11 protein-coding genes are annotated in these 14,516 nt (G+C 52.5%); 5 read left to right on the top strand and 6 right to left on the bottom strand.

Annotated features, from left to right (window positions below):
* Positions 1 to 20 precede the first annotated feature (20 nt).
* Positions 21 to 1,046, top strand: a complete 1,026-nt coding sequence (locus EL633_RS20445) for a hypothetical protein (RefSeq protein ID WP_126628965.1) — start codon at positions 21 to 23, stop codon at positions 1,044 to 1,046.
* Between the two features lie 88 nt (positions 1,047 to 1,134).
* Here the strand turns inward: EL633_RS20445 and EL633_RS20440 are convergent, their stop codons facing one another.
* Both EL633_RS20440 and EL633_RS20435 read right to left on the bottom strand, forming a co-directional pair.
* Positions 1,135 to 1,548, bottom strand: a complete 414-nt coding sequence (locus EL633_RS20440) for an ASCH domain-containing protein (RefSeq protein ID WP_126628964.1) — start codon at positions 1,546 to 1,548, stop codon at positions 1,135 to 1,137.
* A 394-nt stretch (positions 1,549 to 1,942) separates the two neighbouring features.
* Positions 1,943 to 2,500, bottom strand: a complete 558-nt coding sequence (locus EL633_RS20435) for a GNAT family N-acetyltransferase (RefSeq protein WP_126628963.1) — start codon at positions 2,498 to 2,500, stop codon at positions 1,943 to 1,945.
* Positions 2,501 to 3,239: 739 nt separating this feature from the next.
* Here EL633_RS20435 and EL633_RS20430 point away from each other — a divergent pair.
* Positions 3,240 to 4,190 (top strand): alpha/beta hydrolase, encoded by a 951-nt coding sequence (locus tag EL633_RS20430; protein WP_126628962.1) that lies wholly within the window; start codon positions 3,240 to 3,242, stop codon positions 4,188 to 4,190.
* 210 nt (positions 4,191 to 4,400) lie between these two features.
* Here the strand turns inward: EL633_RS20430 and EL633_RS20425 are convergent, their stop codons facing one another.
* The 4 genes from EL633_RS20425 to EL633_RS20410 all read right to left on the bottom strand — a co-directional run bounded on the left by EL633_RS20425 (position 4,401) and on the right by EL633_RS20410 (position 7,618).
* The gene (locus EL633_RS20425) at positions 4,401 to 5,204 is read right to left on the bottom strand and encodes a TspO-related membrane protein (RefSeq protein WP_126628961.1); all 804 of its coding nucleotides are present in this window, start codon (positions 5,202 to 5,204) and stop codon (positions 4,401 to 4,403) included.
* Positions 5,205 to 5,333: 129 nt separating this feature from the next.
* The gene (locus tag EL633_RS20420) at positions 5,334 to 5,915 is read right to left on the bottom strand and encodes a TetR/AcrR family transcriptional regulator (RefSeq protein WP_126628960.1); all 582 of its coding nucleotides are present in this window, start codon (positions 5,913 to 5,915) and stop codon (positions 5,334 to 5,336) included.
* Between the two features lie 305 nt (positions 5,916 to 6,220).
* Entirely contained in the window at positions 6,221 to 6,733 is a 513-nt protein-coding gene (locus tag EL633_RS20415) for a hypothetical protein (protein WP_126628959.1), read from the bottom strand.
* Between the two features lie 45 nt (positions 6,734 to 6,778).
* Entirely contained in the window at positions 6,779 to 7,618 is an 840-nt protein-coding gene (locus EL633_RS20410) for an isocitrate lyase/PEP mutase family protein (protein ID WP_126628958.1), read from the bottom strand.
* Between the two features lie 224 nt (positions 7,619 to 7,842).
* On the opposite strand from EL633_RS20410, the gene EL633_RS20405 reads away from it, so the two are divergent.
* The 3 genes from EL633_RS20405 to EL633_RS20395 all read left to right on the top strand — a co-directional run bounded on the left by EL633_RS20405 (position 7,843) and on the right by EL633_RS20395 (position 14,455).
* Positions 7,843 to 8,856, top strand: a complete 1,014-nt coding sequence (locus EL633_RS20405) for an SLAC1 family transporter (RefSeq protein WP_126628957.1) — start codon at positions 7,843 to 7,845, stop codon at positions 8,854 to 8,856.
* A 595-nt stretch (positions 8,857 to 9,451) separates the two neighbouring features.
* A complete protein-coding gene (locus EL633_RS20400) occupies positions 9,452 to 11,557 on the top strand; it encodes a S53 family peptidase (protein WP_126628956.1) in 2,106 nt (701 codons plus the stop codon).
* A 138-nt stretch (positions 11,558 to 11,695) separates the two neighbouring features.
* A complete protein-coding gene (locus EL633_RS20395; RefSeq protein WP_126628955.1) occupies positions 11,696 to 14,455 on the top strand; it encodes a protease pro-enzyme activation domain-containing protein in 2,760 nt (919 codons plus the stop codon).
* Positions 14,456 to 14,516 lie beyond the last annotated feature (61 nt).

Genomic DNA, 14,516 nt, shown 5'->3' with positions numbered 1-14,516 from the left:
TAAGGAATGGAAATAGAGGTATGAATCAATCTCTTCCGCCCAACGATCAAGGGGCGGCGGCACTCCTGCCTGATAATCAGGTCAATGACATTGGTGACCTGAGATGGTTACGCTGGTGGTATCGTCTCTCATTGCCTGCCCGACCAGGTGAAGGGGCCACCTTTAGTCAGCAGGACACCTATCGCCGGGCGCACCTGGCTTGCATCCTGCTACTCATGATGCTGATCATCATGAGCTTCGCGATCCTGGTCTCTAGCATCGCTGGCAAACTACCAACCACAATCATCGCCCTGGCAGTACTCGGGGTGCTCATCGTGGCCGTCATTCTCAATCGTCTTGGATGGCTGATCCTGGAAGGGATCTTGATTGTTGGTCTCTACACGATTGGTATCGCCCTGTCATTTGTGCTTTTACCCCGACTTACCGTCGGCAATATCATCCAATATGATCTGCTCTCCGTGGCGATCCTGCTCGCCATCACCTTCTTCCCACCGTGGAGTGTCTTTCTGGTCGCGATCTTCAACTGCGCCTTTATCGTGATCAGTCTGCACCTGCTCAGCTATGATCCCATGTTACAACAAATGCTTGCCAGCGAGGGCGAAGGTCGGATCGTGACACGTCCCATTTCATTGATCGCTGTGATTACCATCATCACCTATCTCTGGGCCCGCAGCAACCACTACGCCTTGCAGCGCGCCGACCGCGCCGAGATGATTGCCCGCCTGCAATATGATCTTGCCGAACGCGATGCACAGATCTCATCCCAGAATATGCAGATGGAGCAAAGTATCCAAACAATCACCGATGTCCTGACCACCTATTCCAATGGCAACCTCAGGGTACGCATACCCTTAACCCAGAATAACGTACTCTGGAATATCTCTGGTCCGATCAATAACCTGCTCAACCGTGTCCAGAACAGCCGCCAGCTAGAAGTCGAACACGAACAAATGCGCAACATGCTCATCCAAATGCAACAGGAAAACAATTATCTGCGCAACACATACGCCCGACAAGCAGGACCAGATGCCCAGACACGTCAATAGACCATAAGCAGCCCCGCTACGCAAGATGCGCGCTAACTCCTTCTGGAAAGCGCGCATCTTGCTTCACACCACATCCTTATCATACGACCTATTCCGCCACTTCAACCAGTTCAAATACCTCGGCCACCAACATCATCTGCTCCGTCAACGCATAGCCCTGCTCCTCAAACCAGTCCTTCCACTCAAGCCGATGATCCTGACGAAACTTCTCAGCATCCTCACCGGCCCCCTCGCCACTGACCAGACGTGGATCAGGGTCGCCAAATGGAGTCTCAAACACATCCAGCATACGAATATTGCACCACGGCCTCTCATCTTTATCGATTACCGTTACAATTTGATCCTTATTGGCATAAATCTCCGCCAACTCGTCCTCCGTATAACTAAACATAGGAGAACAGGTCGCCGTCTTAGAGCCATCCATAATCATCCGAATGATACGCATACCGCGACCATCATCATCCTCCCAACCAAACTGGGCCGTGCGCTCAGATATAATCATCTATTTCCTCTTCTTTTTTTCCTACCCATCAGCAACAGGTAAATATCCAACACATCAAAAGCATACAACAAATTGTATCAGGTCGAGCAAATCCAGCATGATACAATGCCTCACAATACTCACGACCTGAACATAACCAAACTGGACGTTCTCTCACACACGTTCCGGAATAACACAACACCACTCATGGTTGGCGATCCTCTCCGTCAAAGGACAAACATGGCCTTCCAAACGTGCCACCCCCAATTCCGCAACATCCACCGTGATTCGTGTAGGCGCCACAGCACTGCGCGTCGTTCTGACAACCCAGCAGTGCGGCCTTGCGTGTGGCGCCACTCCACGTACGGTCAGCCCGTTTCCGATAACGTTACGTCAAACTTTCGACTATACGAATTTATCCATGCAGGCGCTCCCATTCTTCGCGCAGGATCGCATACAGATATTCATCGCCCCACTTGCCTTTAAACCAGATATTCTGGATAAAATGGCCCTCGCGGCGCATGCCCAGACGCTCCAGCAAAGTTACGGAGGCGCTATTCTCACAATCGGTAATCGCGATCACGCGATGCAGATCAAATGTGCGGAAAGCATAGCTGAGCCAGGCCGTAACCGCCTCGCTAGCAAAACCATAGCCTTGATAGGCACGCGCCAGACTATAGCCAAGCTCGGCCTGCCGGGGCTCTTCGGCCTCCAGTTTAAAATAACAATCGCCCAGCAGTTCCCCGCTCTCCTTATGCTCGATCGCGATCTGCATACCTACCCCAGGCACACCCGGCTGCAGATCCCGCTGCTCACGCAAAAATGCCCACGCCTCCGCCTCACTAATACCCTCCCAACTCTGATATCTGGCTACCTCAGGATCATTACGATATTCCAGAAAAGCCGCCAGATCAGTATCCTTGAAGCGCCGCAAGCGTAGCCTGCTCGTCTCCACATCCGTAAACTCAAGCATATCGTTCTAACATCTTTCTACTTCGCTAGTATAGCAAGCGTTACAAATCTCGGATGTATGTGCTTGATGTACTACATATAAATACTTCACGCTAGAAGGACCATCGAATTACTTTATATTATGCTATATCTACTCAACACCTACTTTCCTACAGCAGTATGTAGCTAATGCTTCACCCTACGCTGCGCCGCAACATGGCATCCATAGAACAAGATGTTAGAGTAGGGATACTATCTTCGCGAATTTCTACCTTAGCATGAAAATCAAACTATTATTCTGTCACATTTTATACATGCCAAGCATCTTCTATAGATACGTGATGTTCAGTGTTAGAGAAAGCCGAAAAAACGATGCAACTCATATTCGCCAGATGTGATCCACCAACTGATCTCAGCAATATCAGGTATGTCTACTTGCTATGCGCAGTCATACTATTAATCGAGGCATTGCTGCTTCAACGTACAATCAAGACACATATCTTAAGAACAAGAATCTTCATATTATTCGTCCTCTTTGCCAGTACAACCGCATTTCTATTGGCATTAACCACGAAGCGAGAAGTCTTGTTTTGTAGGCTCATGATAAGTCAAGTGGAACAGATGATAGATATCTACAGGTGGGATAGTTTCTCTATGCAGACTAAATTCCTGCCGGCCATTATCGGTATCATCACGCTCATAATAATTAACATTGGTATGGTATCATATCTACAAATGATGAAAGGATTTAAACGTTTATTATGAGTAATATGACTTACCAGGATCTGAATGAGCAGTTCTTTAAGCTGCATGGTGCGAAAGAATATGAGCAGGCCGTTACTTTGCTGGCAGGAAAAGAGCAGCAGTTTCCGGAGCACGCCAGAGACATTTATTATAATCGCCTCTGCGTAGAGGCGCTGGCCAGCAAACAGTCCGAGGCGTTACAGACTCTCAAGCAGGCATTAGAACAGGGATACTGGTATGCCCCTGAATGGTTGCAAAAAGATGCTGACCTGGTCTCGCTACGTGAGCTTCCGGAATTTAAAGAAGCCATCAAGATATGCGAGCAGCATCTAGAGACTGCGCAGTTTATGGCCCGGCCCGAACTCGTGGTGTTACCCGCTGGCACCACTGAGACGCGCTATCCTCTACTGGTGGCGATGCATGGCAATAACGGTAATGCCGCAAACAACAGCGAGCCCTGGACCGGCGTGGCCGAGCATGGCTGGCTGGTCGCCCTACCGCAGTCCTCGCAGATTGTGGGACAGGATGCCTATATCTGGGATGACCGTATGAAAAGTACCCATGAAATTCAGGCACACCTGGAGACGCTCTGGCAGAAGCATAGCCTCGATCCTCGCCGCGTGGTCCTTGGTGGTTTCTCGATGGGTGGCGGCCAGGCGGTCTGGATGGCCCTGCACAAATCCGTGCTCACCCTCGGCTTTGTCGCCCTTGCCCCCTACCTGACCAAAGACGAACTGGACGCCTTACCCGCCCTGCTCGCAGAACACCAGACCCCCCATATCCGTGGCTATATCATCGTCAGTGAACGCGATCAGGAATGCCTGCCCATTGCGCACCAGATCGCCGACATCATGCACAACGCCAACCTACCCTGCGAACTAGAGATCATTCCCGACCTGGGCCACTCCTACCCAAAGGATTTCTCTGAACGCGTCATCAAAGCCCTGGCCTTCGTCGAGCCACAATAAATTCCCCCAACGTTGGGGCAACATACACGCTCGGCCTTCGCCAAGCCACAATAAATCCCCAACGTTGGGGCAACATACAAGTAACGGCTGCCCTCGTGGCTGCGAACCATCGCCCACGTGCGCAGCCGCCCGAACCATGAGCACACGGTCCCGTCAGCCTCCCTTACAAGACCGTGCTCGCCCACCTCCCCCTACGACCATGCCGGAATGCTAACGCGCCGCTTGGCGGCGTAGCGTCAGGCGGGCCCAACTTAGCAGCACTACCATGACAACAGCCAGGATACCCGCGAGGATGGCGACCGGCGGGTTGGAGCTACGCACCACATTCGCTACGACGATCCCGATCAGCGCCCAGACAAAGGTGAGGGCATAGCCAGCGTTGCCACGGCTCCTGATAGTCACAAAGCCAGCGATGCCTGTTCCTACCAGCAACATGATCAGCGTCCAGGCCGTCGCGGAGAGTCCCAGCAGGCTGGTGACGCCGGACTCCTGGGCGACCGAGGCTGGATTGGCGATTGAGGCAATGGTGGCCCAGGCCGTGTAGATACTGATGGGCAAGATGACCAGCCAGCGCTGCGCCTGCGTGAATGCCGTACGCCACTGGATAATCTGGAGGAATGCACCCAGCAGCGAGGCCAGAATCCAGAATAGACATACCACTGTAAACCAGGCCACGCCAGTCTGGGCAGCAATCAACCACACAATCGTTGCTAGATAGGCCGAGGCGGTATAAAAGCCAATCCTCCGCAACAACTCATCCTCACGCTGCCGTGGCAACGCCTGATAGATTGCATATACCAGCGCGCCCGCATAGATCAAAGACCAGACAATAAAGGTATAATCCGCCGGCACGATCGGCGAGGTCGCAGCAGTACTTGAGGAGAATTTACTATTTGATCCCACGATATAGCCCAAAACTGTCACCACCACCTGTCCCACAGCCAATACTACATTCAGGACTTGCCGCACCAGGTCTCTACCCGGTCTGGCTACACTGCTTGCAAGACTAGACATCGCGTACAACCTTCTTTCTTTTACTCGCATCTTCGATTGATTATCAGACGCGTCTGTGGTGCACTCCAAATAGCTACCAACAAATTGGTAGCTTCAACAAACAAAAATTTTTCTGCTCCCCTTTGACGCCTAAGGACGGGGAAGCAGACCATTGAACAGGGCATCGATCATGACATAGGCCATCTCCTGTCGGCTCTTCACCAACGCTGGCTCAGGGATAGCATGGAAGGATTCAATCATGCCAAGGATGCCGCCAGCGATCGGACCAAAATCCAGCTGCGTGATCTGTCCCTGTTGCTGTGCGTGCTCAAGGGCGTTATAGATAGGCTGGATCATCGATTCCAGGGCCAACTGCGAGAGCCTCTCGGCATGTCTGGGCTCAATCGCGGGCATGTCAGAGAGTACCATGCGTAACAGGTCGATCGGTGGCTGGGACAACAACCAGTCGGCGGCCGCGAACAGCTGCTCTCTGATCCCAGGTTGTGCCTGCTGGATAGCCCGGGTCAATCCTTCACGATGACGCTTCAGGTGCCGTTCCGTGACCTCCACAAACATCTCTTCCTTGCCACCAGGCACATGATGATACAACGATGTATGCCGGATCCCGACCTCAGTCGCAATATCACGCAGCGTCACAGCCGCATACCCCTTACGCGCAAACAACTGCTCCGCAGCCGCCAGCACACGCTCCCGCGCTTCCGTCTCTAACATACTCACACACTCCCTACCAAACGTTTGGTATTACCATAACATCCCTAAACGGAACATGTCAACCTCTATGTTCAGACGAGCCCCGCCAGGATTGTACGGTCTCTGACCTGGAGCTGGTCGTACGTGAACCTGCCGCTACGTGAGGAGAAAGTATTGGGGCTTGCACCTGCTCCAGTTCACGTACGACCAGTGTATACATGTGATCCCTCGTCTCCCGCACGGATCGGAAACCTCGGGTCCGTGCATTTTAATCACACATTTTCCTATCCAAAATTGGATCGCAAATTATGATTCGGACACATGACTTATACCAGGCCTTCAAACTGGTCCTGCACATAGGCATGCTTGGCGGCATCGTCGCGGGACGAAGAGAGATAGCGGGTCCAGGCCTGCTGCTCATGCCAGACGGCGGCAAGCACCCAGACACAGAATGTTGGTGTCGTGTCTTCACGCCTGACTTTTTGAAAGGGACCGTCAGTGGTCAGGTCCTTGATATAGAGGGTTTCCCATACCTCGTTTTCGTTGCGCCAGCTACATATATAGAGGATATAGACACTACTGCACTGGTGATGGATGGCGAAACCGACCTCATCCTTCAGTGGCAGCTTTCCACGCTCTAGCTCGGAGAGCAAGAAGGAGCGTGCCTCGGCACCCAGTTCGGCCGGTATAGGGGTTTCCTGGCGATAGATATCATACCACTTGAGATAAACATGAGCGGTACTGAGAGCCTCACGCGGCATGACTTGCTTTTGACGATGTTGATAAGCTGGCGCGACCTGCCCAAACATTTCTAGATATGGTACTTCTATTTGAGACATATATTCCTCCATGAATAATAGTATGTGCTCATAGCAAGAAACGCACTATTCTTTATCAAAGAGCGATGAGAATTCGGCACCGGATAGGCTGTCCTGTTGCATGCTAGTGTAGGTGCCGTGCTGATGGAGTTCGCTGGCGATGGTACGCAGATGTCCCAGGACGGCACGCATGATGTCGCCGGCGAGGCTGACACGGGCCACGCCGAGCTGCTCAAGTTCCGGCAGGGTGGGCGCGGGCGGGCCAGCGAGGATATTGATGGGACCATTGATGGCTTTGACCAGTTCGGCGGTCACGCTACGGTCGAGGCGGCCAATGGGATAGACACAGTCTGCCCCGGCCTGGAGATAGGCGTTGGCCCGCCGTACCGCGTGCTGAAGGCGGTCCCCCGGCTCACCGATGCCTAATAGGAAGACATCGGTGCGGGCATTGATGACGAGTGGGATATCCAGGTGTCGCAGCGCCTGGATCAGCTCGACCTGGGCCGCCATATCTACTAATTGACCCGGGGCGTGCGGCAATGAATCCTCGATGTTGATGCCGACCGCTCCGGCTTCGATGACCTGCTGGACCGTGTGGAGTATCTCTTCAGGCGTATCTCCATAACCGGCCTCGATGTCGGCGGTCACTGGCAGATCGACCACACGGGTAATGCGCGCGATCGCCGCGATCATCATCTCACGACTGATCTGCTGACCATCGCCATATCCTAGCGCGGCCGCGATCCCCGTACTGGCCGTAGCGATCGCCGGAAAGCCTGCCTGCTCCACGATACGCGCGCTGGCCGCATCCCACACATTTGGCAAGACCAACAACTGCGGATCATGGTGCAACTGACGCAAACGCTGCGCACGCTCGCGCTGTATTTTTAAATCTATAGATACCATAAGCTGGCTCCTTATTGTGTTTCATTGAGCGCTATCACCAGGAAAAATCGGAGGCAAGCTCCGAACCTACTATAAGGGGATAATGGTCTAGGGGGAAGATCCAATTATGCTGTCCGGGGCCATACCATTATTGGGGATAGCCGAGCGCTCCATTTTGTCTATTCCTCTATACTAGAGGTAAGAATGATCGTGCCAATACTGTTAGGAGAAGAAGGAAAGAAACTATGCCTTTTCACGAACAAGTCGACATGCACACAGAACGATCCGAGGTCGACAGCATGCACACGCTGCTGGCCATCCCGCCCAATTTCTACTCCATCCCATTTGGGCTGGTAGGGTTGGCCAGAGGCTGGCGTCTTGCTAGCAATTTCTATGGCTTACCTGTCTGGATTGGGAATGCGCTATTCCTGTTGGCTGCGGTCATCTTTTTATTATTTCTTGTTTTACTCATCATAAAACTTTTGATCGCACCCAAAATGGTCCTTGCGGACCTGACAAACTCTGCCGTCGGCCCGTTCTTCTCGCTCCTCCCGATTATTGGTATGTTGCTTGCGGTCGGCCTGGCGCCTTACGCTTTGAGTGGGGCACGAGTACTGTTCCTGGTATTCTTTGTCGCGACGGTGCTTATTGGCGGATGGTACACGGGCCAGTGGATCATCGCTGCATTGGATGCCGATAAATTCGGCCCCGGCTATTTTTTGCCTACCGTTGCCGGTGGTATCCTTGGGGCCGATAGCGCCGCCAGCTTTGGCCTGACCGGACTGGCCTGGATCAGCTTCGGTCTTGGCATCATCTCCTGGCTGATGCTCAGCCCAATCATCCTCAATCGATTGTATTTGCGCCCCAATTTTCCGGCGGCACTCATTCCTACGCTCGCGATAGTCATTGTACCCTCGGTCATAGCGGGCAATGCCTACTTCACACTCACCGGGAACAGGGTTGATCCGGTGGCTTACATCCTTGCTGGTTATACCGTGTTGATGGCACTTGTACAGTTGCGCCTGCTGACACTGTACCTTAAACTGCCATTCTCTCCGGGTTTATGGTCCTTTACCTTCTCGTACGCGGCAACCGCTGCATATGCGCTGCGCTGGCTTCACCTGCAACATTTCGCGGGGGCCACACTGCTAGGATATATAGTGCTCGCAGCGATTACCTTGTTCATAGGCGGTATTCTGCTACGTTCACTTATTGCACTGGGACAGGGCACGTTCCTACCCCGCGCCGGCAACTCCTGACACCTCCCCACCCAAAACCAGATCACCAGCCATAAGCATAAGGAGAGGACACATCCCCAGCGAGCCCTCTCCTCACCACGGACACATCCTTCCATGGGGGTCAATACATCTCACGTAGCAACATGCCATCCCCAACATGGTCATGATCAGGAACCTTGATATAAGCCTAAGAGATGGCCCACGTTAAGGTTCCTATTCTGATATTTTTTGTGATTTTTTATGTATTTTGTGTCTGGGATGCTCTAATGCTTCTAGATATCTATTATCTAAAGGAGATTTAATATACTATATAAAATTTACTATAATGATTTGTAGCTATTTTTATAATTAAAATAGAAGGAGCACATAGGGCAAAATTTGTCTAGTAATAAGTGTTTTTTTTGTTCTATTCCGGGTTGGTAACCATGTGTTGTTCAGTTCGATCAATAGATTGGCGGAACAAAATTCATTGGATTGGATAGCAATCACTGTATTGAGTCTCAGAGTGGCATTGTTAATCAATCACCTCTGCTCCTCAGGAGGTTGCTTTTCTTTGGAGGTCGCTTTGAAAAGAGAGGGACAACACAACAGATGTGTGCGCTCGCCGTGGTTGGTCATGTCCTTGTTGTTTGTATTGATGACCGCCAAGCTGTTAACCAGCGTTTCATCGACATCTGCCATGCTAGCGAGATCACAGCCACAGGCGGTTAAATTAGCTGGTCATATTGCACCATTGCTCGACAATCTGCCAGTTGTCGGAAAACTTGCCGGCACTATACGGCTTGAGCATCTCCAGATTTATTTGAAGCTACGTAATCAGCTGGAACTGGATGCGTTGTTGGTGGCGCAGGAGAATCTTGCCGCCCCCGAATATCATCGCTATCTCTCGCCGCTGGTCTTTAAGAATATATTCGGACCCGCGCAGGAGACGGTTGATAAGGTCTCAGCGTACTTAAAAAGTTGTGGCTTTCAGGTCACGGCTGTCGCGCCCAACAATTTGTCGATCAGTGTATCCGCGACCGTCGCGACCATCGAAAAAGCGTTCGCGCTCACGCTCAACTATTACCACCTCAGAGGTGGACTGGTCTATGCTCCCTCCACGAACCCATCAGTGCCGGCGACGGTGGCGCCGGATATCCAGTGCATTATCGGATTGGATACGGTTGAGCGCTTTTATCAGCAAAAAAAATCCCTTCAAGCAGGTATGGGTGTGGTTCATGGCTATACTCCGGGTGAACTACGCAATGCCTATAATGTGAGTCCATTGCTCAATATTGGTGTCAATGGTCATGGGCAAACGATCGGCCTGTTTGAACTGGATGGTTATAATCCAGCCGATATTGACCTGTTCCGCAAGACGTATAAGCTTGGCCCGGGCAAATACTCTAACGTCCTGGTTGATGGGGCAACAAATACACCAGGGGTCCATGCGCTGGATGTGGAGAAGGACATGGAGATGGTCTCGGCGATTGCACCAGGGGCGGCACAGAAGGTCTATATTGCGCCTGATACGACAACCGGGGTCTATGATCTCTACAATCAGATCGTTACAGAGGATACGACCAGTGTTATCACGGTTGGTTGGGGTGATTGTGAGGCGGCCTCTGGCGCGAGCACACTAAATGCCCTGAATAACATCCTCAAGCAAGGCGCGATACAGGGACAGGCTTTTTTCGCGGCCAGCGGTAACGCAGGGGCCTACGGTTGTGGTGATAACAATCTGAATGTTTCTACTCCGGTGGACAGCCCTTATGTGATTGGCGTTGGAGGCACCTCGCTCTCCACTGGCAGAAATGGCAGCTATACTGGTGAAGCGGCCTGGAGTAACCCTTCTCCCGCACCACATGTGCAGGGGCATGGCGCTGGCGGCGGTGGTGGTATCAGCGCGTACTTTAAACGTCCCTCATACCAGGCCGGTCCTTATCTCAAGAGCACGTATCGTCTGATACCGGATGTCTCCGCCAATGCGGATCCCGCCACCGGCGATAGGATATATTGTAGTGTTCCTGCTGCTGGCTGCTCAGGCTGGATGGTAGAGGGAGGCACCAATGCAGCGGCACCACTCTGGGCCGCGATTGCTGCTGATATTAATCAATATCTGTCTGATCGTCATAAGCCAACACTGGGAAGGGTCAATTCGGATCTCTACCTGCTGTATACTATTCCCCAACCCTATGTGCCCTTTCACGATATTATCACCGGCACGAATCTGTATTACACAGCCAGCGCAGGCTATGATCCAACCACAGGACTGGGTAGTCCCAATGCCTGGAATATCGCGCGCGACCTGGCGGTGGTGATCCCCCTGGCCATCCTGTGCCGGGCCTCCGATCTTGATCCTACCCCTCATGTGGCCGTCCTATGCCGCTCGGCTTCAACCAATACCGTGGCTGTGGAGATGGTCGTTAATCTTGATGGCAGTGCGGTGCTCACCTCCTTGCCTGGCGACGGTCTGCCAAACGTTGACACACAATTGCCGAAGGGCACGATTGACAATGTGTCCCTGGATGCGCTGCTGACACAGATTGGAGATGTCACCACTATTCCCGCCCATTACTGTCTCAAGCCCATCTCCTTTGGCACGATTACCACCATAACCTATCACGGCCAGACCAGCAATGATCTATCCTGTCTTACCTCCGCTGATCAGGAAGATCACCACAAGCTCTGGCATGTAGTCGATGATATTCTGAGCCAGTATGTTCAACACGCTCATACGTAATCGACCCGTTTAAACGTGTGTACGCGGCAATACAATTCACGTAAGTAATCTGGAAGCAATTCATGTGGAATAATCCTCTTGCGGCAGTGGGCCGTCTCCTCGACCCATGCCCTGCGCTTAAAATTCCTGGAGAGAACAATGAAAAAATCTTGCAGTCTCTATGCTGCCAGGTATTGGACAACAAGGCTAGCGACAAGTATATGTACCGGTATCGTCCTGCTACTCCTTAATAATATGGCTACTCCTCTTGCGACGCTGGCATCTGAGCAGATGCCGCAACGGGAACATGGACAGGGACAACGTATTCCAGGGCATGTCGTCCCACTCTTGAGCAAAATCACACCTATTGGTCCAACACCAAAGGCAACACCTATGCATCTGAGCGTGGTCTTGAAATTGCGCAATGAGGCTGGCTTAGATGCCTTGCTGGCGGCCCAGAATGATCCCAGTCTGCCTCAGTATCATCATTATATAAGTACCCAGGAATTTAATAGCCGCTTCGCGCCCACCCAGGCTACGGTGGATGCAGTCTCAATCTACCTGCGTCAGCAAGGATTGCATATTAACTCGATTGCCCCAAACCATGCCTTGATTGATGTCTCAACCACGGTCGGCGAAAGCGAAGATGCTTTTTCTATCACCATGAATAACTATCAACTACAATCGCGCGTCGTCTACGCCCCGAACACCGATCCGCTCATTCCCAATGCACTAGAGAATAGTATCCAGACAATTAGCGGTTTAAATAATGTGGCACTCTATCATCCTGGCAGCCTCCAGCACACGCTCAAGCAACTGCATACGCATGCAGGCCCGGGTGGTGGATATACGCCGGTGGAATTGCGCAGCGCCTATGATGTCAACCCCTTGCTCAATGCCAGAATGAACGGGAACGGACAAACGGTGGCCCTCTTCGAGTTGGATGGCTATGATCCCGCAGATCTTGCCACTTATCGGCAGCAGTATCAACTGGGACCACTCAACGCCTCCAATGTGCTGGTGGATGGCGCGACCAACACGGCTGGCCCGAATGCCATTGAGGTCACACTGGATATGGAAGTCATCTCGGCGATGGCGCCCGGGGCGGCGCAAAAGGTCTATATTGGTCCGAACAACGCATCTGGCATTAATGATACCTATAATCGCATCGTCACCGATAACGTGGCCAAAGTCATCAGTGTTAGTTGGGGCGAATGTGAATTAGCCAGTTCACCAGCACGACTGAATGCCCTGAATACCATCATCAAGCAAGGCGCGGCCCAGGGGCAGACCTTTTTCGCGGCCAGTGGAGATATGGGAGCTTATGATTGTATTGATAATGGCATCCAGAGCTTAGCCGTTGACTCAATTGCCAGTAATCCTGCGGTCGTCAGTGTGGGTGGCACCACGTTGTATACAGGTCCAAAAGGAACGTATGACCGTGAGACCGCCTGGGGCAGTACCCTTGGGAGTATCTTCCATCCGGTGGGCAGCGGCGGCGGCAAAAGCGCGCACTTCTTACGCCCCGCTTTCCAGAGTGGCACCAATCTGACCGATCAGCAACGCCTGGTCCCTGATGTCTCCGCCAATGCGAATCCTGCGAGCGGCTATTCCATCTATCTGACGGCCGGGAAACCGAAAAAATCGGGCTGGCAGGTGGTAGGAGGCACCAGCGCGGCGGCCCCGCTGTGGGCGGGCATCGCGGCTGATCTCAATCAGGCGCTATTGGCCGCCCATGCAGCGCCGCTCGGGCATGCACTGCCGGCCCTCTATCGTCTCTATAATACGCCGCAGGTCTATCCTCCCTATCATGATATTGTTACAGGCTCCAACCTGTATTACCAGGCGGGACCTGACTATGATCTGGCCACTGGCATGGGGACGCCGGACGCCTGGAACATCTTACGCGATCTGCAGAATGCACCCAGCCTACCAACACATTTGTTGCGCAACGGGGGCTTTGAGGATGGACAGGCACCGTGGCAGGAACACTCCGGCGGCGGCTTTAAGATCATCAATAATGCCAATCCGCATACCGGCAAATATGCGGCGTACTTATGCAGCTATGTGAATTGCCATGATCGTATCAGCCAACTGGCTGTTATCCCGGCCTTCACCAAGAAAGTCACGCTGAGTTACTGGGTCTATATCGGTCGGGGAAATACGTCCACCGGTTGCCAGAATAATTTTCAGGTGTTTTTACGCACCGCGAAAGGTGAGCCGATTAGCCAGGTACAGAAGTTATGCAATACCGATGCCGACGGCTGGATGCAATATACGTTTGATGTGACCTCAACGCTGGAGAAATATGTGGGGCAAACAATTCAACTGGCCTTCGAAGCCAGCGGCACCAGTAGTCCACGCTCGAACTTTTTCGCCGACGTGGATGATGTGAACTTACAGGGGCTGGCCGTGGCTCCGGGTATCACCTCCCAATTGATCCAGAATACGAGCTTTGAAGCCGGGCGTGCTCCCTGGCAGGAAAGCTCTAAAGGTGGTTATGAGTTGATCAATACGGTCATTCCACATACCGGCCAATCTAGCGCCTACCTGTGTGGCTATCCCAACTGCGCTGATACGATTGCGCAAACCGTGAATATCCCTGCCTCAATCCATAATGCCGTGTTGAGTTACTGGATCTATATTGGGCGGGCAGATTCCACGATCGCGTGTGCGGCGACCTTTCATTCCGCCTTACGCTTGCGCACTCCCCAGGGAGCCACGATCGCTGACATCCAGACCCTCTGCGATACCTCGGCGCCGGGCTGGACCCTCTACAGTTTTGATCTGACCAGTGCCCTGACACCCTTTGCCGGTCAACCTGTGCAGATCAATTTTGAAGCGGTCGGATCGAGGAATGCCCGCGCCAACTTTTTCGTTGTGCTGGATGACATGACGCTGTATGTGACGCACGATTGATTTTCAAATCTCATTACATGCGTTGGTTTCATTTTCTACCTGATTCGTTTTCTTGATCATT

The sequence above is a fragment of the Dictyobacter alpinus genome, from assembly GCF_003967575.1.
Classification (GTDB): Bacteria; Chloroflexota; Ktedonobacteria; order Ktedonobacterales; family Ktedonobacteraceae; genus Dictyobacter; species Dictyobacter alpinus.
Note: the sequence above shows the minus strand (reverse complement) of the source record. Positions and strands in the feature narration are given on the sequence as shown.